This window comes from Leisingera sp. M527, from assembly GCF_025141525.1.
In the GTDB taxonomy this organism is placed as follows: domain Bacteria; phylum Pseudomonadota; class Alphaproteobacteria; order Rhodobacterales; family Rhodobacteraceae; genus Leisingera.
Map to the genome: position 1 here is coordinate 331,836 of NZ_CP081037.1, position 23,115 is coordinate 354,950.

24 protein-coding genes and 1 riboswitch are annotated in these 23,115 nt (G+C 61.4%); of the genes, 20 read left to right on the forward strand and 4 right to left on the reverse strand.

The window, feature by feature from the left end:
- The first annotated feature begins 33 nt into the window (after positions 1 to 33).
- From K3555_RS01750 to K3555_RS01780, 7 genes are all read left to right on the forward strand, one after another.
- On the forward strand, positions 34 to 1,482 hold the full coding sequence (locus K3555_RS01750) for an FAD-linked oxidase C-terminal domain-containing protein (protein WP_260007145.1): 1,449 nt from the start codon (positions 34 to 36) through the stop codon (positions 1,480 to 1,482).
- A gap of 39 nt (positions 1,483 to 1,521) precedes the next feature.
- Positions 1,522 to 2,628: an FAD-binding protein gene (locus K3555_RS01755; RefSeq protein WP_409201669.1), complete on the forward strand. Its 1,107-nt coding sequence runs from the start codon at positions 1,522 to 1,524 to the stop codon at positions 2,626 to 2,628.
- A gap of 4 nt (positions 2,629 to 2,632) precedes the next feature.
- Positions 2,633 to 3,955: a glycolate oxidase subunit GlcF gene (gene glcF, locus K3555_RS01760; RefSeq protein WP_260007147.1), complete on the forward strand. Its 1,323-nt coding sequence runs from the start codon at positions 2,633 to 2,635 to the stop codon at positions 3,953 to 3,955.
- Between the two features lie 150 nt (positions 3,956 to 4,105).
- Positions 4,106 to 4,864, forward strand: coding sequence for a serine protease (locus K3555_RS01765; RefSeq protein WP_259992538.1), 759 nt, complete (start codon positions 4,106 to 4,108; stop codon positions 4,862 to 4,864).
- Positions 4,861 to 5,676: a serine protease gene (locus K3555_RS01770; protein WP_260007148.1), complete on the forward strand. Its 816-nt coding sequence runs from the start codon at positions 4,861 to 4,863 to the stop codon at positions 5,674 to 5,676. The genes K3555_RS01765 and K3555_RS01770 overlap by 4 nt, the downstream gene beginning before the upstream one ends.
- Before the next feature lie 133 nt (positions 5,677 to 5,809).
- Positions 5,810 to 6,274 (forward strand): Hsp20 family protein, encoded by a 465-nt coding sequence (locus tag K3555_RS01775; protein WP_259989493.1) that lies wholly within the window; start codon positions 5,810 to 5,812, stop codon positions 6,272 to 6,274.
- A gap of 180 nt (positions 6,275 to 6,454) precedes the next feature.
- Positions 6,455 to 6,853 (forward strand): globin domain-containing protein, encoded by a 399-nt coding sequence (locus K3555_RS01780; protein ID WP_259989495.1) that lies wholly within the window; start codon positions 6,455 to 6,457, stop codon positions 6,851 to 6,853.
- A gap of 25 nt (positions 6,854 to 6,878) precedes the next feature.
- On the opposite strand, the gene K3555_RS01785 is transcribed toward K3555_RS01780, so the two are convergent.
- On the reverse strand, positions 6,879 to 8,351 hold the full coding sequence (locus K3555_RS01785) for an NAD-dependent succinate-semialdehyde dehydrogenase (RefSeq protein ID WP_260007149.1): 1,473 nt from the start codon (positions 8,349 to 8,351) through the stop codon (positions 6,879 to 6,881).
- A 196-nt stretch (positions 8,352 to 8,547) separates the two neighbouring features.
- Between K3555_RS01785 and K3555_RS01790 the strand changes: the two genes are divergently transcribed.
- Positions 8,548 to 9,333, forward strand: coding sequence for an alpha/beta hydrolase (locus tag K3555_RS01790; protein ID WP_260007150.1), 786 nt, complete (start codon positions 8,548 to 8,550; stop codon positions 9,331 to 9,333).
- A gap of 196 nt (positions 9,334 to 9,529) precedes the next feature.
- Entirely contained in the window at positions 9,530 to 10,738 is a 1,209-nt protein-coding gene (locus tag K3555_RS01795) for an aminopeptidase P family protein (protein WP_129372141.1), read from the forward strand.
- A 108-nt stretch (positions 10,739 to 10,846) separates the two neighbouring features.
- On the opposite strand, the gene K3555_RS01800 is transcribed toward K3555_RS01795, so the two are convergent.
- Positions 10,847 to 11,404, reverse strand: coding sequence for a heme-binding protein (locus tag K3555_RS01800; protein WP_260007151.1), 558 nt, complete (start codon positions 11,402 to 11,404; stop codon positions 10,847 to 10,849).
- Between the two features lie 17 nt (positions 11,405 to 11,421).
- Here K3555_RS01800 and K3555_RS01805 point away from each other — a divergent pair, with 17 nt between their 5' ends.
- The 11 genes from K3555_RS01805 to K3555_RS01855 all read left to right on the forward strand — a co-directional run bounded on the left by K3555_RS01805 (position 11,422) and on the right by K3555_RS01855 (position 21,463).
- Complete coding sequence (locus K3555_RS01805; protein WP_259995059.1) at positions 11,422 to 12,057, forward strand: Crp/Fnr family transcriptional regulator; 636 nt, start codon at positions 11,422 to 11,424, stop codon at positions 12,055 to 12,057.
- Positions 12,058 to 12,289: 232 nt separating this feature from the next.
- On the forward strand, positions 12,290 to 13,030 hold the full coding sequence (locus K3555_RS01810; protein WP_259992539.1) for a phosphatidylcholine/phosphatidylserine synthase: 741 nt from the start codon (positions 12,290 to 12,292) through the stop codon (positions 13,028 to 13,030).
- A gap of 25 nt (positions 13,031 to 13,055) precedes the next feature.
- Entirely contained in the window at positions 13,056 to 13,679 is a 624-nt protein-coding gene (locus tag K3555_RS01815; RefSeq protein WP_259989505.1) for a class I SAM-dependent methyltransferase, read from the forward strand.
- A 171-nt stretch (positions 13,680 to 13,850) separates the two neighbouring features.
- On the forward strand, positions 13,851 to 14,933 hold the full coding sequence (locus K3555_RS01820) for a hypothetical protein (RefSeq protein WP_260007152.1): 1,083 nt from the start codon (positions 13,851 to 13,853) through the stop codon (positions 14,931 to 14,933).
- A gap of 66 nt (positions 14,934 to 14,999) precedes the next feature.
- Positions 15,000 to 15,464, forward strand: a complete 465-nt coding sequence (locus K3555_RS01825; protein WP_260007153.1) for a hypothetical protein — start codon at positions 15,000 to 15,002, stop codon at positions 15,462 to 15,464.
- Positions 15,461 to 16,582 (forward strand): hypothetical protein, encoded by a 1,122-nt coding sequence (locus K3555_RS01830; protein WP_260007154.1) that lies wholly within the window; start codon positions 15,461 to 15,463, stop codon positions 16,580 to 16,582. Before K3555_RS01825 ends, K3555_RS01830 begins: the two co-directional genes overlap by 4 nt.
- A 103-nt stretch (positions 16,583 to 16,685) precedes the next feature.
- Entirely contained in the window at positions 16,686 to 18,620 is a 1,935-nt protein-coding gene (locus K3555_RS01835) for an ATP-binding protein (protein ID WP_260007156.1), read from the forward strand.
- 114 nt (positions 18,621 to 18,734) lie between these two features.
- The gene (locus K3555_RS01840) at positions 18,735 to 18,986 is read left to right on the forward strand and encodes a hypothetical protein (RefSeq protein WP_260007157.1); all 252 of its coding nucleotides are present in this window, start codon (positions 18,735 to 18,737) and stop codon (positions 18,984 to 18,986) included.
- Between the two features lie 193 nt (positions 18,987 to 19,179).
- Positions 19,180 to 20,541: a DUF6638 family protein gene (locus K3555_RS01845; protein WP_260007158.1), complete on the forward strand. Its 1,362-nt coding sequence runs from the start codon at positions 19,180 to 19,182 to the stop codon at positions 20,539 to 20,541.
- Complete coding sequence (locus tag K3555_RS01850; protein WP_129372131.1) at positions 20,542 to 20,808, forward strand: hypothetical protein; 267 nt, start codon at positions 20,542 to 20,544, stop codon at positions 20,806 to 20,808. It begins immediately after the preceding gene.
- Between the two features lie 10 nt (positions 20,809 to 20,818).
- Positions 20,819 to 21,463: a DUF1523 family protein gene (locus tag K3555_RS01855; protein WP_260007159.1), complete on the forward strand. Its 645-nt coding sequence runs from the start codon at positions 20,819 to 20,821 to the stop codon at positions 21,461 to 21,463.
- A gap of 73 nt (positions 21,464 to 21,536) precedes the next feature.
- On the opposite strand, the gene K3555_RS01860 is transcribed toward K3555_RS01855, so the two are convergent.
- Together K3555_RS01860 and K3555_RS01865 are read right to left on the reverse strand one after the other, a co-directional pair.
- The gene (locus tag K3555_RS01860; RefSeq protein WP_260007161.1) at positions 21,537 to 22,088 is read right to left on the reverse strand and encodes a TetR/AcrR family transcriptional regulator; all 552 of its coding nucleotides are present in this window, start codon (positions 22,086 to 22,088) and stop codon (positions 21,537 to 21,539) included.
- Between the two features lie 3 nt (positions 22,089 to 22,091).
- Positions 22,092 to 22,628: a dihydrofolate reductase family protein gene (locus tag K3555_RS01865; protein ID WP_260007163.1), complete on the reverse strand. Its 537-nt coding sequence runs from the start codon at positions 22,626 to 22,628 to the stop codon at positions 22,092 to 22,094.
- 271 nt (positions 22,629 to 22,899) lie between these two features.
- Positions 22,900 to 23,100: riboswitch (cobalamin riboswitch) on the forward strand.
- Positions 23,101 to 23,115: the final 15 nt, after the last annotated feature.

The window sequence follows — 23,115 nt, forward strand, 5'->3', positions numbered from 1 at the left end:
TGGTAATATTACTTTACCAAATAGGAGAGCGCCATGGAGATGCCATCCCCGAACCCCGCCATTTTGGCCCGCAAGGCGCGGCTTGCCGAGCGGCTGCTGTCTGTGCTGCCTGGTGATGCGGTGATCCAGGACGAGGCCGAGACCCGCGTCTATGAATGCGACGCGCTGACGGCCTATAAATGCCCGCCGTTGCTGGCGGTGCTGCCGCGCAGCACGCAGGAGGTCTCGGACGTTCTGCGGATCTGCCACGAAGAAGGCGTGCCGGTGGTGCCGCGCGGTGCTGGCACGTCGCTGGCGGGCGGGGCGCTGCCGACAGCGGATTGCGTCATCCTTGGCGTGGCGCGGATGAACGGGGTTCTGGAAACCGATTACGGCAACCGCATCATCCGGGTGCAGACCGGGCGCACCAACCTGAGTGTCTCCGGCGCTGTCGGGGAGGAGGACTTCTTCTATGCGCCCGATCCGTCCTCGCAGCTGGCCTGTGCCATTGCCGGTAATATCGCAATGAACTCGGGCGGGGCGCATTGCCTTAAGTATGGCGTGACGACGAACAACCTGCTGGGCGTCACCATGGTGATGATGGACGGCACGGTGGTGGAAATCGGTGGAGCGCATCTGGATGCCGGGGGCTTGGACCTCCTGGGGGTGATCTGCGGCAGCGAAGGCCAGCTGGGCGTGGTGACCGAGGCCACCCTGCGGATCCTGCGCAAGCCCGAAGGTGCGCGGCCGGTGCTGATCGGCTATGACAGCAATGAGGTGGCCGGCGCCTGTGTCTCGGACATCATCAAGGCGGGTGTCTTGCCGGTGGCGATCGAATTCATGGACCGCCCCTGCATCGAGGCCTGCGAGGCCTTTGCCAAGGCCGGCTACCCGATGTGCGAGGCGCTGCTGATCGTCGAGGTGGAGGGCAGTCCCGAGGAAATTGATCACCAGCTGGGGCTGATTACTGAAATCGCCCGGTCCCACAATCCGGTAGAGCTGCGCGAGGCTGGCGATGCGGAAGAGGCCGGCCGGATCTGGCTGGGCCGCAAGTCGGCCTTTGGCGCCATGGGGCAGATCAATGACTACATGTGTCTCGATGGCACTATCCCGGTGTCCTCGCTGCCGTTTGTGCTGCGCCGCATTGGCGAGATGAGCCAGGAATTCGGGCTGGATGTGGCCAATGTCTTTCACGCAGGCGACGGCAATATGCACCCGCTGATCCTGTTTGATGCCAACAAGCCCGGCGATTTGGAAACCTGCGAGGCTTTCGGGGCAGAGATCCTGAAGCTTTGTGTCGAGGCCGGCGGCTGTTTGACCGGCGAGCACGGGGTCGGGATCGAAAAACGCGATCTGATGCTGCATCAGTACACGGAGGCGGACCTTGAGGCGCAGTTGAAGGTCAAGGATGTGTTCGACCCGAAGTGGCTGCTCAATCCGGCCAAGGTGTTTCCGCTATCGGTGAGCGAGGGCCGCCGGGCGGCGGCATTGGCGGCTGAATGATTGGGGCTTTGCCCCAAACCCCAGAGTACTTTTGGAAAGATGAAAATGCTGACACCTCAGAGCGAGGCCGAACTGGCCGAAATGCTAGCGGGAGCAAGCGGACCGCTGTGCATCCAGGGCGGCGGCACCCGAGGGCTGGCCATTGACGGCGAAGGGCTGAGTACCAGAGGCCTGTCCGGCGTGGAGCTTTATGAGCCCGGTGCGCTGACACTTGTGGTCAGGGCGGGCACGCCGGTGGCTGAGGTTGCGGCACTGCTGACCGCGGAAAATCAGCAGCTGGCCTTTGAACCGATGGACCACCGCGGGCTGCTGGGCACCGAGGGCGAACCGACCATTGGCGGTGTGATTGCCGCAGGCGTCTCCGGTCCCCGCCGTATCCAGGCGGGGGCTGCGCGTGATCACCTCTTGGGGGTGCGCTTTGTGGATGGCTCCGGCCAGGTGGTGAAGAACGGCGGCCGGGTGATGAAGAATGTGACCGGCTATGATCTGGTCAAACTGATGTGCGGCGCCCATGGCACCCTGGGGGTGCTGAGCGAAGTGTCGCTGAAGGTTCTGCCGCGGGCGGAGGCATGTGCAACGGTTGCCATTGAAGGCGCTGATCTGGCAGATGCAGTGGCGGCGATGTCCGCGGCTCTGGGGTCCCCCTATGACGTGACCGGTGCAGCTTATGATCCGGAGAAGCAAACCGCCTTTGTCAGGGTCGAGGGGTTTGCAGATTCAACGGCCTACCGGTGCCGCAAGCTGGTTTCGGAATTGGCTGGCTTTGGCAGTCCCAGGATCGAAAACGAGGACGCCGGCCTGTGGCAAGGCATCCGCGATGCCGCGGGTTTTTACGGGCGGGCAGGCGACGTTTGGCGGATTTCGGTAAAGCCTTCCGATGCCGTTGCGCTGGCACCGCGGCTGCAGGCCGAGGCGCTGCAGTTCGACTGGGGCGGCGGGCTGATCTGGGCACTGGTGCCTGCGGGCACCGATCTGCGCGCGCAGATCGGCGTACCGGGCCATGCCACGCTGGTGTGGGCCGGCGCGGACACCCGCAAGCGGCTTGGCGTGTTCCAGCCGCAACCCGGCCCCCTCGCGGCAATCTCCGAGGGGCTGCGGCGCCAGTTCGACCCGAAGGGAATCCTCAACCCCGGATTGATGGGATAAGCACATGCAGACCACCTTTACCGATGCGCAGTTGCAGGACCCGGGCACCCGGCGCGCCAACGAGATCCTGCGCTCTTGTGTGCATTGCGGCTTTTGCACGGCGACCTGCCCGACATACCAGGTGCTGGGTGATGAGCTCGACAGCCCGCGGGGCCGCATTTACCTGATCAAGGATATGCTGGAGAACGCGCGGGTGCCGGACGAAAAGACGGTCAAGCACATCGACCGCTGCCTGTCCTGCCTGGCCTGTATGACGACCTGCCCCTCGGGCGTGCATTACATGCATCTGGTCGACCACGCCCGCGCCTATATCGAAAAACACTATGACCGCCCGTGGAGCGACCGTGCCCTGCGCTGGCTGCTGGCCCGGATCCTGCCCTATCCGGGCCGGTTCCGCCTGGCGCTGTTTGGCGCGAAACTGGCCAAACCCTTGAAGGGGCTGATGCCGGACGCGCGGCTGCGGGCGATGCTGGATATGGCGCCGGGGGTAATCCCGCCGGTCAGCCGCAACGACGATCCGCAAAGCTTTGCCGCTGCTGCAGTCCGCAAGAAACGGGTAGCGCTGATGACCGGCTGCGCGCAAAAGGCGCTGAACACTGATATCAACGACGCCACCATCCGGCTGCTGACCCGGCTGGGCTGCGAGGTGGTGGTGGCCAAAGGCGCGGGCTGCTGCGGGGCGCTGACACACCACATGGGGCGCGAGGACGAAAGCCACGCCACGGCGGCAAAAAACATCCGCGCCTGGACGGCCGAGATGGACGGCCAGGGGCTGGACGCCATCGTGATAAACACCTCCGGCTGCGGCACCACGGTCAAGGACTACGGCCATATGTTCCGCAACGACCCGCTGGCCGCGGATGCTGCGCGGGTGTCGGAACGAACCATGGATATCTCTGAACTTCTGATGCAGCTGGAGTTCCCTGAGGGTGCGGACAAGGGGCTGACCGTCGCCTACCACGCCGCCTGTTCGCTGCAGCATGGCCAGCAGATCAAGACCCACCCCAAGACGCTCTTGAGGCGCGCAGGGTTCACGGTGGTGGAACCTGCCGACAGCCATCTGTGCTGCGGATCGGCGGGCACTTACAACCTGATGCAGCCGGAGATTTCCACCGAACTGAAGGCCCGCAAGGTCAAGACACTGGAAGCCAAGCAGCCCGATCTGATCGCCGCAGGCAATATCGGCTGCATGATGCAGATCGGCTCCGGCACAGAACTGCCTATCGTGCACACGGTGGAACTGCTGGACTGGGCCACCGGCGGTCCGCAGCCGCCTGCGCTGACCGCCTCTGGCAAACCTGCGCCGGACGTGCCGGTCCTGCGTTAAAGCGCGTAAAAGGAATCGGGCTGCATATACTGCGCATTTGCCCTAATTTTGCCTGAACGGACCCGTAATCTCCCAACTGGCGGATAAGAGGAGAGACATGTGAGGCAATGGATTCTGGCGGTTCTGGCAGCCGTGCTGCCGGCGGCGGCGATGGCGCAGGACAGCCTTTTGCAGCGGATGGACACAATGGATGCGGGCCGCAAATGGGAAGCGGTCGGGCGTCTTGATGTGAACGGCGAGGGGTTTTGCACCGGTGCGCTGATTGCGCCGGATCTGGTGCTGACCGCCGCCCATTGCCTCTATGACAGCCAGACCAAGGCGCGCATCGACCCTGCCACCATCGAATTCCTGGCCGGCTGGCGCAACGGGCGCGCCTCGGCTTACCGCAGCGTGCGGCGGGCGGTTGAACATCCCTCCTATGTCTATGACGGCGAGCTATCGACCGACCGGGTCCGCAACGACATTGCCCTGCTGCAATTGCAGCGCCCGATCCGCAACACCACCGTGACACCCTTTGAAACCGACGAACGCCCGCGCAAGGGGGCCAGCATCGGTGTGGTGTCTTATGCGCATGACCGGTCCGAGGCGCCGTCCTTGCAAGAGGTGTGCGCGGTGATGGCGCGCCAGCAGGGCGTGCTGGTGATGTCCTGCGACGTCGATTTCGGCTCCTCCGGGGCGCCGGTGTTCTCTTTCGAGGACGGCACCCCGCGGATTGTCTCGGTGATCTCCGCCAAGGCCGAAGTCAGCGGCGAGCGGGTCTCGCTTGGGTCTGCCCTGGCCGAGGAACTGACCCTGCTGCAGGCGCAGCTGACGGGTGTGAACACCCGTGGCCGCCTGCCGCCAGGCGTGGGCCGGGTGAAGGTGGGGGAGGGGCGCAGCTCCTCCGGTGCGAAGTTCATCCGGCAATGAATTGGCGGGCGCTGATACTGGCCGTTGCCACCCTGGCGTACGCAGGCAGCGCAACGGCCCAGAACACCGGTCTGCGGCGGCTGACTGACCGCGATGACCTGCTGGGCTGGGAGGCCGTTGGACGGCTTGAGCTGAACGGCCAGGGCTTTTGCACCGGCACGCTGATCGCACCGGAACTGGTGCTGACCGCAGCCCATTGTGTCTATGACCGCAACAGGAATTTGCGTGCGGCGGAGCAGATCACCTTCCGCGCGGGTTTGCGCGACGGGACAGCCATAGCCGAACGCCGGGGGCTGCAGATTGCCGCGCATCCGGGGTTCAACCCGCGGGGACGGCTTGATCTGGATAACATCCGTCACGATGTGGCGCTGATCCGGATTGCCGAGCCGGTGCTCAGCGGTCAGGCAGATGCTTTTGCGCTGCACTCGGGACGCGAATACGGCAGCGATATCTCCGTCACATCTTACGGGCGGGGCCGCGCCGAGGCGTTGTCGCGGCAACGCCAGTGCAACCTGATGGGGGAAAGCGGTGACGTTCTGATGATCGACTGCAATGTCACTTTCGGCTCTTCCGGGGCGCCGGTGTTTTCCCAGGTGGGCGGGCGCGGACGCATCCTGGCGCTGGTGTCCGGCGGCGGCAATTACCGCGGCAAGCAGGTCGCCTTTGGCATGAAACTGCCGCAGCGGGTGGCAGAGCTGAAGGCGCAGCTGCGCCGCAATCCGGTGGCCGCACCCGACCGGCGGATCAAGCGCATCCGGGTTGGCGGCGGCGCATCGGCGGGCGGCGCGAAATTTGTGACGGTGGGGGACTGATCCCCCTCTTGAAGCCGCATTTTGCGTTCTTATCTCAGGTCTATCCGGGCCGCCGCTGATTGGGGCCCGGAAAGGACCAGCCTGTCCCCGCGGGGAAGGCGCCCTGAAATCGCTCAAGTTTGAGGATGACACTATGCGTACGTTTGATTTTGCACCGCTGCACCGCGCCACCATCGGTTTCGACCAGATCGCCAGCCTGATGGACCGCGCCCTTAGCGCGGATGCTGCCCAGTCCAGCTACCCGCCCTATAACATCGAAAAGACCGACGCCGACAGCTATCGCATTTCGATCGCGGTTGCCGGTTTTGCCGATGACGATCTGAACGTCGAGGTTAAGGAAAACGCGTTGGTGGTGACCGCCAAAAAGGCCGAGGACAGCGACGGCCGCAGTTTCCTGCACCGGGGCATTGCCACCCGCGCCTTTGAACGCCGCTTCACCTTGGCCGACCACGTCCGCGTGACTGGCGCCAGCCATGAAAACGGCATGCTGCATATCGATCTGCACCGCGAGGTGCCCGAGGCGCTGAAACCGCGCCGGATCGAAATCTCCTCCTCCCGCCCGAACCGTGCCGAGATCGAGGCCACTGCGGTCAACTGATCCCGCGATCAAGGTTCGAGTGCTTCAGCCCCCTGGTTCTGCCAGGGGGTTTTTTCGTTTCACCGGGTTGTCCCCGCGGGGACAGCTGCGGGTTATGGTTGCGGGCGTAAATGTTTCTTTAGGTATTGGAAGGCAGGATCGGAGGCAGAGTAATTGGTGCCGCAGCGCAAAGGCGGATTGATGAACCCTCAGGAAGTCCAGCATGTTCAGCAAAGCTTTGCCGGGATCTTTGCCCGCAAGGCGGATCTGGCGGAACGGTTTTATGTGCATCTGTTCACCCGCCTGCCAGAGGCACGCGGCATGTTCCGGGGGAATTTCGTAAAACAGAAAGCGATGCTGACAGCGATGATTGCTGCCTGCGTGCGCAATCTGGACGATCCGCGCACATTGGAAGATCTGGGCGGGCAACTGCTCCAGGCCCATGCCCATCTGCAGCTTGGCACGCAGGAGACCGAGGCGGCAAAGCGGGCGCTGATTGCCGCTTTGCGCGATGTTTTAGGCCCGGCGCTGGACACAGAGACGGAAACCGCCTGGGCCAGCGCCATCAGCCAGGTGGCCGGGACGATGACCCGGCACTGACCCCCTGCACCAGTCCGGTGGCGGATCAGACCGCCATGCAGATGTATTTCATCTCCAGATAATCCTCGATGCCGTGGTGGCTGCCTTCGCGGCCCAGGCCCGATTGCTTGACGCCCCCGAACGGCGCCACCTCGGTGGAGATGATGCCGGTGTTCACACCCACAATCCCGTATTCCAGCGCTTCGGCAACCTTGTACACGCGGCTGAGATCCTTGGCATAGAAATAGGACGCCAAGCCAAAGATGGTGTCATTGGCCATCGCGATCACCTCGTCCTCATCCTCGAACTTGAACAGCGGCGCGAGGGGGCCGAACGTCTCATCCTTGGCAAAGGCCATGTCCGGGGTTGCGCCCTTGACGATGGTCGGCTGAAAGAAGCTGCCGCCCAGTTCCGACGGGTTGCCGCCCAGGATCACTTCGCCGCCTTTGGCGGTTGCGTCAGCAATATGCTCCTGCACCTTCTCAACCGCTTCCATGTTGATCAGCGGGCCGAAGTGGATGCCGTCGTTAAGGCCGTCACCAACGTTCATCTTCTCGACCGCAGCTTTCAGCTTCTCCGCAAAGGTATCGTAAACGCCGGCCTGCACATAGATCCGGTTGGCGCAGACGCAGGTCTGGCCGTTGTTGCGGAATTTGCACATGATGGCGCCCTCAACCGCGGCGTCCAGATCAGCGTCGTCAAACACGATGAACGGCGCATTGCCGCCCAGCTCCATCGAGCATTTCATCACCGTGTCGGCGGCCTGGCGCATCAGGATGCGGCCGACCTCGGTCGAGCCGGTGAAGGTCAGCTTGCGCACGGCGTCGTTCTCGCAGAACTCCTTGCCAATTTCAGACGCGCGAGAGGAGGGCACGACGTTGAACACGCCCGCCGGAATGCCTGCGCGATCCGCCAGAACTGCCAGAACGGTGGCGGACAGCGGGGTTTCGGCGGCGGGGCGGGCGACAAAGGCACAGCCTGCGGCCAGCGCCGGGCCGGCCTTGCGGGTGATCATCGCATTGGGGAAGTTCCATGGTGTGATCGAGGCGGCCACACCGATCGGCTGCTTCAGCACGGTGATGCGCTTGTCGCGCTGATGGCCGGGGATGGTCTCGCCGTAGATCCGCTTGGCCTCTTCGGCGAAGAATTCAATGAACGACGCACCATAGGCGATCTCGCCGCGGGATTCCGCCAGCGGCTTGCCCATCTCGGCGGTCAGGATCACCGCCAGGTCTTCCTGGTTTTCCATCATCAGGTCGTACCACTTGCGCAAGCAGTTGGCGCGTTCCTTGCCGGTCCATTTGGCCCAGTCTTTTTGCGCGGCTTCGGCCTGGGCGATGGCGCCTGCCACCTGGGCGCGGCTGATATCTGCCATCCTGGCAATCACGTCGCCGCGGGCGGGGTTTTTCACGTCAAAGGTGCTTTCGCCCTCAGCGAATTGACCGCCGATATAGCCGCGGGTTTCCAGCAGGCTGGGATCTTTGAGCAGGGATTTCAGGTCTGTGGTTGCGTCGAGCATTGCGGGCCTCCCGGGTGTTTTGTCGCTGGAATGCAAATCAGCTGTGCTTAAATAAGTCCAGAATCATCGATGAGTCCAGAATTTGATCAAATCCGCCGCCACGCGGCGTGACTGGAGTTTTTCAGACGGGCAATTTGACATGTGCTGTGGCAGACTGTCAGGTAGCCGCAAAGAATAAAAACAGGGGAGACCGGGCATGGAATTGGATGATGCCTATGCCAACGGGGCATATATCGAAAATGCGGACAGCTACCCGCCGCGCTGGGCGGCCTCGGCAGAGGATTTCCGCAACAGCCTGCATGAACGCGCCCGGCTGGACATTCCCTATGGCGAGGGCGCGCGGCAACGCTTCGACCTGTTCCTGCCGGAGGGCACGCCCAAGGGCGTGTTTGTCTTTGTCCATGGCGGCTATTGGCTGGCCTTCGACAAAAGCACCTGGTCGCATCTGGCCCGCGGCGCGATGGCGCATGGCTGGGCGGTGGCGATGCCGTCGTATGATCTGTGCCCCGAGGTGCGGATTTCTGATATTACCCGGCAGGTTGCGGCGGCGGTGACCCGGATTGCTGCTGAGGTTGCGGGGCCGATTGCGCTGGCCGGCCATTCGGCGGGCGGCCATCTGGTGGCGCGGATGCTGGATCGCGCGCTGCTGCCGGCAGATGTGGGTGCTCGGATCAAGACGGTGATACCGATTTCGCCGCTGTCGGATTTGCGCCCCTTGCTGCGCACCACGATGAACCAGAAATTCCAGATGGATTCCGCGGCTGCAATTGCCGAAAGCCCGGTGGACATGCAGGACCGCTACCCCGCAGACGTGACGGTCTGGGTTGGCGGCGAGGAACGCCCGGCGTTTCTGGATCAGGCGGTCTGGCTGGTGGAGGCCTGGGAGGCCGATCACGTGATCGCCTTTGGCAAGCATCATTTCAATGTGATCGAGCCGCTGGCGGACCCGGAAAGCGATCTGGTGATGCAGATCGTGAATTGACCGCAGCTCGGTGGGCGAATTCGTCCACCCTACGGGCGCCTCCCTCCAAAAAAACCTCTTGCCAGAATCCCGTTTCCGCCGCATCTTCTGCGCAAGGGCCAGGCGATGGCGTCGCCGCATGGAATACATGCCGCCCCCAGCATTCAAAAACCGTCCTGAACGCCGGGACCTTTCTTGTAAGAAGGAAGGGTCTGATATGACTTCACGTCCTGAAATGTACCGTTTTCACAATGGTGAAAAAGCACCGCTGCAATTTGCCGTCTCCGAATACGAGGCGCGCATTGCCGGCCTGCGCAAGATCATGGCTGAGACTGGCGTAACTGCCGCTGTCTTCACCTCGATGCACAACATCTCGTATTATTCGGGCTTCACCTACTGCGCCTTTGGCCGCCCTTATGGCATGGTGGTGACCGCATCCGAGGCGGTGACCATCTCGGCCGGCATCGACGCGGGCCAACCCTGGCGCCGGTCGTTCTGCGACAACATCACCTATACCGATTGGCAGCGCGACAACTTCTGGCGTGCAATCAAGTCGGTCAGCGGTGCGGGCGCGGTTGTCGGTTTTGAAAGCGATCACCTGACCCTGATGCAGAAGGCCAAACTGGAAAGCTTCCTGGAGCCGTCCAGCCTGGTTGATCTGTACCACCCCACCATGGTTCAGCGGATGGGTAAATCGGCTGCGGAACTGGACATGATCCGCGCGGGTGCCGCTGTCGCTGACGTCGGCGGCTTTGCAATCCGCGATGCCGTGAAAGAAGGCGCGCGCGAGATTGATGTGGCGATGGCCGGCCGGGACGCAATGGAGCTGGAGATTGCCAAGCGGTTTCCGGATGCCGAATACCGTGACAGCTGGGTCTGGTTCCAGTCCGGGATCAACACCGATGGTGCCCATAATCCGGTCACCGGCCGCACCCTGCAGCGCGGCGATATCCTGTCGCTGAACACCTTCCCGATGATCTCGGGTTATTATACCGCGCTGGAACGGACCATGTTCGTCAAGGAAGTGGACGCCGAGTCGCTGCGGATCTGGGAGGCCAATGTGGCGGCGCATGAGCTGGGCATCTCGCTGCTGAAGCCGGGTGCAAGCTGTGCGGAAATTACCCATCAGATCAACGCCTTCTTTGAAGAGCAGGATCTGCTGCAATACCGCACCTTCGGCTATGGCCACTCCTTTGGGGTTCTGTCCCACTACTATGGCCGCGAGGCCGGGCTGGAACTGCGCGAGGACATCGATACGGTGCTGGAGCCGGGCATGGTGATCTCGATGGAGCCGATGCTGACCATCGCTGACGGTCAGCCCGGTGCCGGCGGCTACCGTGAGCACGACATCCTGATCATCCATGAAGACGGCAACGAGAATATCACCAAATACCCCTATGGGCCGGAGTTCAACGTCGTCGGCTGAGGCAGGCTGAAAGCGAAAAAGCAGGGGGTGCCATGCGTGCACCCCCTGTGTACCGGTCAGGCATCTGCGGGGTTGAGCCAGACTGGTTGCAGGTCTGGAAGCGGGCCGTCAGCCGTTCTTGCTGTTCAGAACCTTTGCGATTGCGGATTCACCGCAGGCCTCTTCAATGTTCGGGTCTGGCGCACCCGAAAGACCGATTGCGCCGATCAACGTGCCCTCGTGGAACAGCGGCAGACCTCCGGTTAGCAGCAGGATGTCGTCTTCCATTTTTCCCAGCTGGCTGTATCCGTCCGCCTGGGGTGCCATATTGAGAACAGATGTTGATACCTTCAGGGACGCGGCCGTATAGGCCTTCCGGAAGCTGGTATGAATGGTGTTTGCACCAGTGCCTTCTCCCCGGAAGAAATAGAGCAGCCGGCCTTGGTCATTCACGACAGAGACCGATACTGCCGTCTCTTGTGCACGGCAATCTGCAAGCGCCTCTTTGGCGACCGCTTCGGCAATTTCGGGTGTCAGAGCCGGGCGGTTCGGAATTTCGACCGCTGAGGCAGTAGCGGCCGCGAGCAATCCGGCCGCAGCCGCGCCGAAGATTACCATTTTCATCTTTTGGACTCCCTTGTAGCAAATGCTGCGGAGACTACGTGTAGGGCCGGAATGAAAAGACAATCTGGATTGTTTTCCCGATGAAAAATGTGAACTTCCGGAATTGGCTTGACCATTGCTCTGACGAAACCAGGCAAGCGGTGCATGGCAAGGCACGGGGGAGGTGCATCCCCAAAGGAGGCTTGGTTCACGAAATCGCAGATTCGGCGCAGGAATTGTACTTTATTGAAACTGGCGCGGTACGGTTCGGGGCGACACATGAGGGCGGCAAAGAGCTGATCGTCCGCGATCTTGATGCGGGGGACTGGTTTGGTTTCATCGGGTGCCTTGGGTCCGGTCAGAGGCCGAATGCGGCCTATACGGTAACGGAGACCCGGTTGCAGGTGGTCGACTGGAAAGACATCGAGGAAATAGGTCAGGCAGATCCAAGTCTATGGCAGGCGATTGCAGCTGTCCTGGCTGGGCTTGCTGGTCATTTTTATAAGAATTACGAGAATACGGTTTTTCTCTCGCTGGAACAAAGACTGAAAACCACGCTGCAACAGATTTCCATTTGGCAGAACTCGCGAAAGCTGCAAATCAGCCAGGAAGAACTGGCTGCCATCTTGGGCGTGACCAAAGAAGCTGTGGGCCTTCATCTGAACGGCTTGAAGGCCAAAGGCCAAGTGCAGCTGGGATACAGGAGCATTCACTTGCTGGAGAAGACTGGACCTTAGCCGGATGGCAGCGCGTCAGGCTAACGCCGGCATATAGTAAGACCGGCAGACGCCGGGCGCCTGAATGAAAAAAGTGTTGGCTTGGTTTTCCGGCAAGTGGCCTTCTGGCACGGACGTTGCGCCGGGGCGGGTCTTGGGGCATATGTTCCGCCACGGCATCGCCAGCCTATATGTTACCCTCTTGCAGACGGCGCACGCTCGTGCGCCCCGCGAGGAAGAAAGAGCCACCGCCATGTATGACGCCCCGGAAAAAAAGAAATCCGAATTTGCGCTGATCCAGCTGATGCCGAACATGATGACCATTGGTGCCATCTGTGCCGGCCTGACGGCGATTCGCTTTGCGGTGTTTGGAAATTACACCCTGGCGGTGATGATGATCATCCTCGCTGCGATTCTGGACGGGCTGGATGGGCGGCTTGCCCGCGCCTTGCACAGCGAAAGCAAGATGGGCGCCGAACTGGATTCGCTGGCGGATTTTCTGAACTTCGGCGTGGCGACACCGCTGGTGATCTATTTCTGGGCCTTGCAGGACGTGCGCGGCGCCGGGTGGATTTCGGTGCTGGTGTTTTCGGTCTGCTGCGTGGTGCGGCTGGCGCGGTTCAATGTCAGCACCAAGTCCGAGGAGGCGCCAAAGGGGCGCAGCGGCTATTTCGATGGCATCCCGTCGCCTGCCGGCGCGCTGCTGGCATTGCTGCCGATGTTTGTCGCCTTTGCCTTTGACGGCAAGGTCGTGCTGCCGGAGCTGCTGATCTGCCTGCATATGGTGGTGATCGGATTGGCAATGATCAGCCACATTCAGACCTGGTCGCCAAAGGCGGTTAAAATCTCCCGCGAGAATGTTAAGTATCTGCTTGTCGGCTTTGCCTTCATGGCTGCGGCATTACTGACCTATGCATGGACCGTGCTGGTTGTGCTATGCCTTGGCTACGTAGTGATGGTGATTTGGGGGCTGGTTTCAAAGCCAAAGGACTAGCCCATGACGTCCGGGGAGGGACGAATTGGATATCAAGGCAGTTGAAGAATCTTACGCGCGCTGGGCGCCGGTCTATGACAAGACTTTTGGCGCGGTGACGCGCTCGGGCCGCCGCCGCGCGGCCCGCTATATCAACACCCGTCAGGGCAGCGTGCTGGAGGTTGGCGTCGGCACCGGGCTGTCGCTGAAGCATTACGCACCGCATCTGCAGGTGACTGGCATCGATTTCAGCCATGACATGCTGAAGAAGGCGCAAAGAAAGGTGCAGGAACTGGGCCTAAACCAGGTCAAGGAGCTGCGCCAGATGGATGCGCGAAGCTTGGACTTTCCGGACAATTCCTTTGACACCGTGGCCGCGATGCATGTGCTGTCGGTGGTGCCGGATCCGGACCAGGTGATGCGCGAGATAACGCGCATTCTGAAACCCGGCGGCGAGGTGGTGATCACGAACCACTTCAAAAGCGGCAAAGGGGTGCGGGCGTCGCTGGAGAAACTCTCGGCGCCGCTGGCCAATGTGATCGGCTGGCATTCGGATTTTGCGCTGGAGACGGTGCTGCAGGAGGACCGGCTGAGCATCAAGCAGCAAGAAAGCATTCCGCCCTTCGGGATGATGACTTTTCTGGTTCTGGGCAAGCAGCAAACCATGTGAAACGGCGCAATTCAGCGAAGCGGCCCCGGAGTGTTCTCCGGGGCTTTTCTTTGTGCGACCCCTCTGCAACAGTGCGTTTGAACCGGGTGGAATTGTGCCGCCCACGGGGATGTAAATCGTCTTTACATCCCTATATCCAGATCAAGTAATTCAGGGGAAGGAACGGATACTATGAGTGTTTCCCAATTTGAGAAGATGGTGGCGGAGAGCCAGGAGAAAGTCCGGGAGTCCCAGGCCAAGATCGGGGCGCTGACTTCACGCATTGAGACCGCGCGCAACAAGATTGAGGCGGGCGAGGATGCCAGCATCGACATCGAGAACGCGACGCTGGAGGATGTGCACGCCCACACCGACGTGATGAATGCCAACATCGCCGAGTTAATCATGGGGCTGGATGATGTGACGGCGGCGTTCTCGAAAGATTTTGACGAGATGCGGGGCAAGACCGGCTGGGAAAGCTTTGTCGGTTTTTTCAGCCGCGGTAAATCAGACTCGATGCGCCAGGAACGGATGCGCACCGCCAGTATCGACGACAAGCTGCAGGACCTGATTGCCAAATCCGACGTGATCGTGAAGCTGCTGGAGGGCCAGCTGGCCACCCTGGAAGAGCAGCGTGAGAAGGTGCAGGCGAACCTGACGGCGACGCTGGATGATCGTGAATTCACGGTGCAGGAGCTGGAAGCGGTGCGCGCCGGGATTGTGGCGCTGGACCCGGAGATCATCGCGCTGGAGAACAAGATCGCGGTTGAGCAGGACGCCGCCGCCCGCACCAAGCTGGAGACCGAGCTGGCGGATCTGAACGCGAAGTATAACGCGATGGTGCAGGACGAGCAGGTCAAGCTCGCCAAGTCCCAGACGCTGGAGCGCTACATCGAGAAGGGCAAGACCTGGGTCGACAGCTTGCAGAACCAGGCGGCGACGCAGATGGTGCTGATCAACAAGCTGCAGACGGACACGGCGCAGCGGGTTGTGTTGTATGATGCGCTTACCAAATCGCTGAAGACCGCACAGCAGCAGGATGTGGCGCACCGGATCAACGAGATCGGCGTGCAGACCGACAAGGAAGCCCAGACCGCTATGGCGGCGATCGGCACCGCGACCAACCAGAAGATGGCCGACATGCTGGAAAGCCATGAGGACAACATGGTGTTTGCCCGCGACGTGCTGGAGAAAAAGGCCAAGGCGGATGAACGCTTTGCCCGCCGGTTTGCGGCAATTGTCGAGAAGCACGACAAGAACCTGTATGGGGGGTGATGTTATGATCCCGTTTGCGGCTGATGCCAGCGCAGGCTGGCCTAGAGGTCAGCGATTGGAATTCGGATGAACAGTTACACCCGTGCAAGCGATGCGCTTCCTGCTGCCTTCACCACGCGCCGGAAGCTAAGGGGTTGGAACAAATTAGTACGGCTTTTCGGAGGAAGCGCTTTATTGGCGCTTTTCTTCTATGGTGTATTGGCTGAGAAGCCATGGATTGCCGCTGCGGCTATATGGATGCTTACCCCTATGCTGCTGTTTTTTGCAGTCAGGTTTCCGGTTTCACTTGATCCGATTGTAGAGCCGAAACACTGCCTTTCAGCACGTGATGCAATGCGGTCCCGTGAGGTCTGGTTGCAATTCGTTACACGGAATTGGTTTGCCATCGCCAGCTTGTCTTTCACTGGTTTTGTATTGCTCCATGCTGAATTGGTAACATGGATCGGCGCCGTCGGATTTTGGGTGTTTTCCATTCTAGCGGGTTTCCTGCATGCGAAATCGTCTGTTGAACTGAGAAGGGCGTGCGCATGACCGATCCCTCGCACGATCACGCAGGCCTCAGCGATACCTTCGCCTCGCGCCGCTACTTCAAGAAGTTCGACACCATCATCCGGCATCTGACCCGGGTGGCGGCAGCGATGCAGGCGGAGGGGCGGCTTAGCAAGTCCGATGTGAAGGTTCTGACTGCTAACCTCATGCGGCTCAATTTCACCTTCCGCGCGCTTTCCATGAAATACCTGATGGCGGGGCGCGACACCGGGCGGTTCTTTGGCAGCCTGGCGATGGACAAGCGCGACAGCGGCTTTCCGGTCGCGGCAGAATTGATGACCATGGCCAACGATGCCCAGCAGGCAGAGCGGCATTTGGGTAATATGGCCAGCGAAGAACAGCTGAAGGACGACATGGTGCGCACCATCATCGCTGACCGCACTGTGCCGTCAAAGCTGCAATTCGCCCTGTCGCAACGGCTTTATTATCAGGAGCTTCTGAAGGGGCAGCTGTTTTGGACTCAGAACGACCCGGAATGCGAATGGCTGGAAAACATCGGCGAGCGGCGCCGGCGCTTCCTGCTGCATTGGGCCGCCTATGACAGCCAGGTGAACCTGCCGGTGATCTACCTGATGGAGCTGGAAGACAGCGGCAAGGTGGCGCTGCCCAAGGATGAGCGCCGCTGGCCCGAGGTGCAGGCGCATCTGATGGCGCAGGCGCTGGCGGGTCTGAAACTGGTGACCATTGCCAAGGGGTTTGACGAGGATTTCGACGATCTGCATCCCAAGCAACTGCGTCGCTATCACGTGGGGCCGATGTATTCCTCGGCCTATACCGAGCAGTCCGGTCCGTTGCACCAAGTGCTGGACGAGGCAGAGGCGCCCGCGGGCCAGGACTGGGCGCTGGCCTGGACGCTGGAAGAACTGGAAAGCGAAGAGGTGCGTGAAGAGCGCGCTGGCTGGTTCGGCACCGTGGAGCGGGAGATATTCGCGCTTGATCCCTTTGGCGGGCGTGGTGCGGATACCGGGGCGACCCGCACCCAGCGCACCATTATCCTGCCGCAGCGCCCGTTTCAGGTGCTGGCAGAGCTGGACCCGCCGGGGTTTGGCGATGTGCAGAAGTTCGTGGTGAGCGAGGCAGGGCAGGTGCTGCGGTATTGAGCTGCGTGCCTGCCGAGCGCGCGGGAGCCTCCGGCGGGGATATTTTAGGCAAGAGGAAAAGCGGGGTGAATTATGCCCGCAGGAGACGGATTGAGAGGGTGAGATGAGCATTTCAGGCAATCAGATGGAGTTGCGGGAAGAGGATATCCGCAAGCATTACGCCGCTGCGGCGGCGCTGCTGGAGGGATTTGATCACACCCCGCGGATTGCCAGGCCGGCCGTGGAGAGAAAGGCGCCGGAGCGCTCGGCGGGGATCGGCACGCGGCGGCGGTTCCGCTCGACCACGCCGGGGCTGGTGACGCGCTCCACCGCGCGGCCCGAAGGCGTGCATCTGATCGCCCGTATCGAGGCCGCGGATGAGGATGATCCGCTGACCACGCCGCTGCAGGCGACCTTGCAGCACGCCCTGCGCCGGGCCCTGGCGATCTCATTGGCGATGGGGGAGGCTTATGCGGATGTGTCCGGTCTGGGTGAATTGAAGCGGGCCAATCTGGCCGGGTCTTTGGACGCGGCCCGCAAAGGTGAGTTTACCGATTTGCTGGCGGCGGAGGCGCTGGTGTCGGCGCATGTCTTTGCCAATACCGTGGCCTTTCTGCTGGCGCCGCACGGGTCCGAAGCGCAGGCTGAGGTGGGCGAGGCGGAGGAGCTGCTGACTGATAATGCGCCGCTGGCCCTGCATGGAGTGCTGTGGGAGCTGGATCAGAAGCTGGCGCTGTATGCCCCCGACGATACGCATCTGATCGCTGCCACCGCAGCTTATGCCGAGCAGCTGCTGGAGAAGGCGGCGCTGAGGGCGCAGAATGCAGGCCGGCTGGAAGCCTTCACGTCCGCTGCCTGGCGAGTGGAGGCGGATGATCTGACCATCAGCGGCTTTGACGCCGCGGCCAAGGCGAAATCCACCACCCTCACCATGGCGTTCAAGAAGCCGCATGAGGTGGTCGGCAACCATATCGCCAAATATCAGGCCCTGCGGCTGTCGAAGATGCTGATGGCCTATGACTTTGACCGCCGCCTGAACCCGTTTGCCGAGATGGGCGGCTTCATCTTCACTTTCATGGGGGACGGGAAGCCAGGGACGGGCAAGACGACGCTGATCCAGATGATGGCGGGGCTGATGCATGATTATTGCCAGAATGCGGGCTATGCCTTTCGTTACCAGAACTTTGGCATCGACAATATCGACAGCTATCAGGGCAAATCAGGCCAGAACGCCAAGAGCTTTATCCAGAACGTGATCGACCCCGGTGTCATCGGCTTTGGCACCATCGACGACATTGACCAGATCGCAGGAAAACGCGGCGACCGGCAGTCCAGCGCCGGCCAGCAGGAGGTGACGGCGGTGTTCATGGAAGCCTTTGCCGGCGCCAATACCGTGGTGCGGGGCAATTGCACCTTTGGCATGTTCTCCAACTACCCGGAGAATGTGGACGACGCGCTGCGCCAGCGGGCGGGTGCGCGGTTCCTGGTCGACGGGCCGCAGACGCGGGAGGATTACATCGACATTCTGACGCTGCTGATGGGCAAGAACCATGCGATCCCGCTGGGGGAGCATGATCTGTACGGTGCGCAGGAAATCAGGAAGGCCGTCGCGCGGTCCTTCGAGGCCTACAACCGCCCGCAGGAGCCGGGGCTGGCAGAGGTCTTTGGCCGGGTGCAGGATCAGCTTGGAGAGCTGGATGATCTGGCCAAGCTCGGCACCTATCTGAAGGCGATCCAAGCGGCGGACGAACGCTTCACTGGCCGCGCCATCAAGAACATCACTGATGCGGTCAAGGTCCGGGCGATGGATTTCGAGCTGCCGGATGAATGGATGGAGAACCCGGAGCTGTTCCTGTTCAAGGATTACGAGACCAAATCCGCAATGATTGCCGAACTGCGGGTGCCGATCACGGTCGACATGGTGGTGCAGGAGATCAACCGCTACGCCGATAGTGAGTTCCGCTATGCCGACAAGTCGGATGAGGTGGCGATTGAGAACATGGTGCGCGATTTCGGGCGGCAGGAAGAGGCAAAGCGGCGGTATCTGGAGGGGAAGTGATCTGTGGGGATTGTTTTCGGATATGTTGCCCTTGTGGTTTCGGTCCTCACTGCGGTTTACTCAGTGGTTGCCGGGATCGCGATGGGAGGTCGGCTTGGAAGGAAAGAGGTTCCGGTGAAGCAGGCCCTTTCCGTGACATTCCTTCCTGTTCTCCTTGTTCCAATGGTGATTTTTCTAATCGTGGCAGCTTTTCAGGTTGGTGAAATGGGGCAGGGAGTACTTACCCTTTCTGGCATTCTTAGCGCTGCCATCTTTATGGAACGGATCTCAATGTCCTTTCTGATGCCGTTTACTGCCGCTGTTTTTGCGATTGCTATGACCATCGCAAGGCTACGCCCGCAAAATTCGCAAAGGGGGCTACGATGAATGTTTCGCGCAACATGAGGGCAGAGCCTGTCCGCGGGCGGAAGCGGAGCGCACGCCCGTTTTGCCGGAGGCAAACCTTCGGTTTGACGGGGCGGACGGGCGCTGCCCGAGCCGCAAGCGCCTCGGGCGGGGGATATTCGCAACTGCTCTGGAAGGGAGTGCATCGCTTACGTGATGCGGACAGGAGGAACATATGAAACGCCTCATCCAGCATGGCCTGATGTTCGGAAATCTCTTCCATGTGGCCTCGCCCGCGCTGGTGGAGCGGTATAACCGCGCGCTGAAGCATCTGACCGGCAAGACCACGGCCCTTACAGATTTCCATGTCGATATCTCGGGGTTCTCGCCCGAGATCGGCGATGAGCTGGGGGATGATCACTATCTGAACCATGCGGGCGTGAACCGGCAGTTCATTCTGCTCAGCACCGAGCAGAAACGCTGCCCGCTGCTGCACGTGAAATTCTCCACCAGCCGGGACATTCTGCGCCGGTTTATTGAGGTCAACGAACGCCAGCTGTTTGCGCTGACGGCGACCGATGCCGTTGCCGGCGAGCTGGTGAATTCGGTGTTTGAGGTCTCGACCCCCGCCAGGCTGTTCGACATCCAGCAGGTGCGGATCGAGGCGGATACCACCAAGGGCACCTTGCGCCATGCGGACCACCTTGCGCAGCTGGTGGAACGGTTCAAGACGCATGAGGATGCCTGGTTTGATGATACGCTGATCGGGGAGATGATCGCGACGGCGGAGCAGACCGGCGATGTCACCCGCAATCCGGTGCATCTGGAGCATGAGGTCTTTGAGCAGTCGAACTTCTGGACCGCGCATTTCGGCGGGCTGTATGTGTTTCAGGGTGTCGCGCATCCGGCGGTGATTGCCAGCGGGGCGAAGCCCGAGGGCGTGCCGCTGAAACATGTTTTCGATCTGAGCGAGCGCAATGCGATTGCCAAGTTTCTGGAACTGAATGGTTTGGCCGAGCCGGTGATCCGGTCGCGCAGCGTCGATGGCGCGGCGATCCTGCGGCAGAAGATGGGGTTCCTGGCCGTCAGCGTGCTGACCGGGAAGGGCCGGGACCTCACTGGCCTGTCGCGCGGTGACCTGCGGCGGATGGCGGCGCGGCATGCGGATGAGCTGCCGGCGGAGTTCGAGGGGCTTGCGGCGCTGGTGCGCTGGGCCGAGGTGGGCGGCAAATGGCCGAAGATCCGCTCGGACCATCCGGCCTACTTCTATTCCTTGCGGGCGTCGGACACTGCCCAGCGGGACTTGGTGAATATGCTGCTGGCGGAGCTGTGCCCGCATGACTTCCGCCAGATGTTCATCTGCCACAAAGAAGAATTCTACCGCCAGTACCGGGGCTGGCCGGAGACAAAAAGGGCCTATGCGGCAGAGTTCCTGGCGCGGGAGTATGCGGTGGACAAAGCCGGCGCGCGCGCCGCGCTGTTCGGGCATGAGCCAGATATGGAAGGACGCACGCCCAGCCTGCCGCGAGTGCGGCGCAAGGGGATGGTTGACCGGGTCGGCCCCTGGGGCGCGGTCAGCCGGGTGAGGGACCGCTGAATGTTCGGGTTTTTTCGCCTGATCCTGATCCTGCTGGTGGTGCTGACCGTGGCCTATGGCACGGTGTCGCTTTATTCGCGTGAGGTGCGGCGGGCGAAACTGAAACGCCGCTGGAAAGAGAAGGGGTTGACCGGCGACCGCTCCGCCTTCATCCAGCGGGGGCTGAAACAATACGACCGCTCGTTCCGGCGCAAGCTGATCCTGCTGGTCTATATCATTCCGCTGGGGGCGCTGGCGTTTCTGGTCTATGTCATTAACTTCATGTGAGGTGCAGCAGATGCGTTTCATCAAATGGGCTTTCCTGATCACCATCTGGGTGCTGTTCGGCGCCTTCCTGCATTACACGCTGCCGCAGTATGACGTGGTGCGCATCGTCAATACCTATGAGGAGCGGCAGGAGCTGAACGACTGGACGAGGGTTTTCTGGTCGCAGCCGGATGACCAGTCGGCGGAGCTCATCAACCGCGATGTGCAGTTCATCCAGGCGGTGCGCCCCAATGGCCGCAATATCGTGTACCGGAATGAGGATACCGGCTGGAATTGGCCGCCCTATTTCAAGTTCGATACGGCCAATCTGTATACTGATGCCAATGACAGCATCTCAACCAAGGCCAGCCCGGAATGGGTGGCGGTGATGCACTACGGATGGCGCAATGAATTCCTGTCGGTCTTCCCCAACGCGGTGACGATCAACCCGGTTGCGGGACCGGAGGACAAGCCAACCAACTGGTTCACGATCATTGTTCTGGTGCTTCTGGCGGCGGTGTTCTGGGCCGTCTATGTGCGCTGGCGCCGCTTCCGCCGGGCGCGGATCGACCCGATGGTCGAGAATGTCGAAGACAGCCTGTATGCCGCGGGCGATGCGCTTGCCGAGCGCAGGGGGCGGTTCCGGCGCTGGCTGGACAGCTGGAAGTCGAAGTGACGAGAGGGGCCGCGGGCCGGGCGGCTCTGAAATATGCAAACGGATGCGCGGGCCCGAACGGGCCCGCATTTTTTTATTCGATACGGTCGAGCACCCAGTCCAGCGCCGGGGTGAAATCGCCAGCCGAAAGCGCCCCGCGTGGTGCCGCGGCGGCAGCAAAGGCGAAGCCGTGTGTGTAATCCACCAGCAGGCAAAGAATGGTGCGGGCCTCTGCGCCAGATACGTCTGCTGTGGTGATTTCCGTCTCGATCAGCCGGGTCAGCCCGGTCAGGGAGGGGCCGATCAGGGCCGGGTTTTCCAGGATGCACTTTGCAAGTTCCGGATGCTTGGTCACCTGGGCGCAATAGCGGGTCATCAGATCGCGCAGCCGCAGTTTGGGCGTTGCCGCTTCAGACGGGGTGTCTGAACCTGCAAACGCAATGGCGACGAGGGATGCAAACATCTCGTCCTTGGTTCCGGCGTGATGGGCAACGGCCATCGGGGTGACGCCAAGCGCCTCTGCCAGTGCTTTGAAGGTGAGGGCCTTGCTGCCGCCCTCATCGAGCAGCTGCAGGGCCGTTTTCAGCACGTCATCCTTGCTGAGGGTCCGGCTGCCCCTGGGCGGGCGGCCCATGCGCGGGGGCATTGGTCAGGCTACCCGGAACGTGGTCTGGACCATGCCGGTGGGCAGGATGCGGGAGCTTGCCACCTGGAGGTCGATGTCCCGGTCCAGGCTGCCGAACAGCGGGATACCGCTGCCGATCAGGATCGGAACCGTTGTGATGGTCAGATCGGCGATCAGACCCTGGCGCAGGAAGGACTGCACCATCCGGCCGCCGTCGACATAGGCGCGGGTCCAGCCCTCTTCTTGCAGCTCCTGCATAAGGTCTGCGGGTGCGGCGGTGCTGAGGCGCACCTTGTCCTTCAGCTCCTCGGGAATGTCCTGTTCGGTCAGGCTGCTGCTGAGGACCACAACAGGTTTGCTGTAGGGCCATTGGCCGAACCCCAGCACGGTGCGGAATGAGCCGGTCCCCATGATCAGCCCGTCGATGCTGCCCATGAAGGCGGCAAAGCCGCCATCGTCATCTTCGGCATCGGGCTGTTTGTGCAGCCAATCCAGCGAGTGATCTTGGCGGGCCACGAAGCCGTCGAGGCTGGTGGCGATGAAGACGTGGCCGGTGGTCATCGGATTCTCCTGTGCATGCATTTAATTATACGACATATAATAAAGCGCATGCCGCGTTCCAAGGGGCCGGCGCAAGATTCACTGCGTGCGAATCGATTCGGTGGATCAGCAGCGGGTAACCGCATGAAAGATAAGCGCTTGCCGCAAACGGACTGGCGGATGCCGGTTTGAGTTTCTGGACATCCCTGTCCCGCCCGGCTCGGCAAACATGCATGTCTTTTTCCGGTTTTTGCGGGTCGGTTTTGTTTCCGATGGCGGGAAATTTTTCAGGCAATACCGCAGATAGCAAGGTGCCGTCCTTCGGGGCGGAGAATTGGGAAGCTGGTGAAACTCCGGCACTGCCCCCGCAACGGTGACCCCGGGCAAGGCATGGCAATGACCACTGAAGCCAATGGCTTCGGGAAGGTGCCAGGCCCCGCCGCCGAATGGCCCCGGGACAGTCCGGAAACCAGCCTTGCCATGAAAACGTCAACCGCGGACGGCGGCG

Coding starts and splice junctions, on each gene's coding strand:
- K3555_RS01750 (WP_260007145.1), top strand. CDS start 34: ATGGAGATGCCATCCCCGAACCCCGCCATTTTGGCCCGCAAGGCGCGG.
- K3555_RS01755 (WP_409201669.1), top strand. CDS start 1,522: ATGAAAATGCTGACACCTCAGAGCGAGGCCGAACTGGCCGAAATGCTA.
- glcF (WP_260007147.1), top strand. CDS start 2,633: ATGCAGACCACCTTTACCGATGCGCAGTTGCAGGACCCGGGCACCCGG.
- K3555_RS01765 (WP_259992538.1), top strand. CDS start 4,106: ATGGCGCAGGACAGCCTTTTGCAGCGGATGGACACAATGGATGCGGGC.
- K3555_RS01770 (WP_260007148.1), top strand. CDS start 4,861: ATGAATTGGCGGGCGCTGATACTGGCCGTTGCCACCCTGGCGTACGCA.
- K3555_RS01775 (WP_259989493.1), top strand. CDS start 5,810: ATGCGTACGTTTGATTTTGCACCGCTGCACCGCGCCACCATCGGTTTC.
- K3555_RS01780 (WP_259989495.1), top strand. CDS start 6,455: ATGAACCCTCAGGAAGTCCAGCATGTTCAGCAAAGCTTTGCCGGGATC.
- K3555_RS01785 (WP_260007149.1), bottom strand. CDS start 8,351: ATGCTCGACGCAACCACAGACCTGAAATCCCTGCTCAAAGATCCCAGC.
- K3555_RS01790 (WP_260007150.1), top strand. CDS start 8,548: ATGGAATTGGATGATGCCTATGCCAACGGGGCATATATCGAAAATGCG.
- K3555_RS01795 (WP_129372141.1), top strand. CDS start 9,530: ATGACTTCACGTCCTGAAATGTACCGTTTTCACAATGGTGAAAAAGCA.
- K3555_RS01805 (WP_259995059.1), top strand. CDS start 11,422: ATGAAAAATGTGAACTTCCGGAATTGGCTTGACCATTGCTCTGACGAA.
- K3555_RS01810 (WP_259992539.1), top strand. CDS start 12,290: ATGTATGACGCCCCGGAAAAAAAGAAATCCGAATTTGCGCTGATCCAG.
- K3555_RS01820 (WP_260007152.1), top strand. CDS start 13,851: ATGAGTGTTTCCCAATTTGAGAAGATGGTGGCGGAGAGCCAGGAGAAA.
- K3555_RS01825 (WP_260007153.1), top strand. CDS start 15,000: ATGAACAGTTACACCCGTGCAAGCGATGCGCTTCCTGCTGCCTTCACC.
- K3555_RS01830 (WP_260007154.1), top strand. CDS start 15,461: ATGACCGATCCCTCGCACGATCACGCAGGCCTCAGCGATACCTTCGCC.
- K3555_RS01835 (WP_260007156.1), top strand. CDS start 16,686: ATGAGCATTTCAGGCAATCAGATGGAGTTGCGGGAAGAGGATATCCGC.
- K3555_RS01845 (WP_260007158.1), top strand. CDS start 19,180: ATGAAACGCCTCATCCAGCATGGCCTGATGTTCGGAAATCTCTTCCAT.
- K3555_RS01850 (WP_129372131.1), top strand. CDS start 20,542: ATGTTCGGGTTTTTTCGCCTGATCCTGATCCTGCTGGTGGTGCTGACC.
- K3555_RS01855 (WP_260007159.1), top strand. CDS start 20,819: ATGCGTTTCATCAAATGGGCTTTCCTGATCACCATCTGGGTGCTGTTC.
- K3555_RS01860 (WP_260007161.1), bottom strand. CDS start 22,088: ATGCCCCCGCGCATGGGCCGCCCGCCCAGGGGCAGCCGGACCCTCAGC.
- K3555_RS01865 (WP_260007163.1), bottom strand. CDS start 22,628: ATGACCACCGGCCACGTCTTCATCGCCACCAGCCTCGACGGCTTCGTG.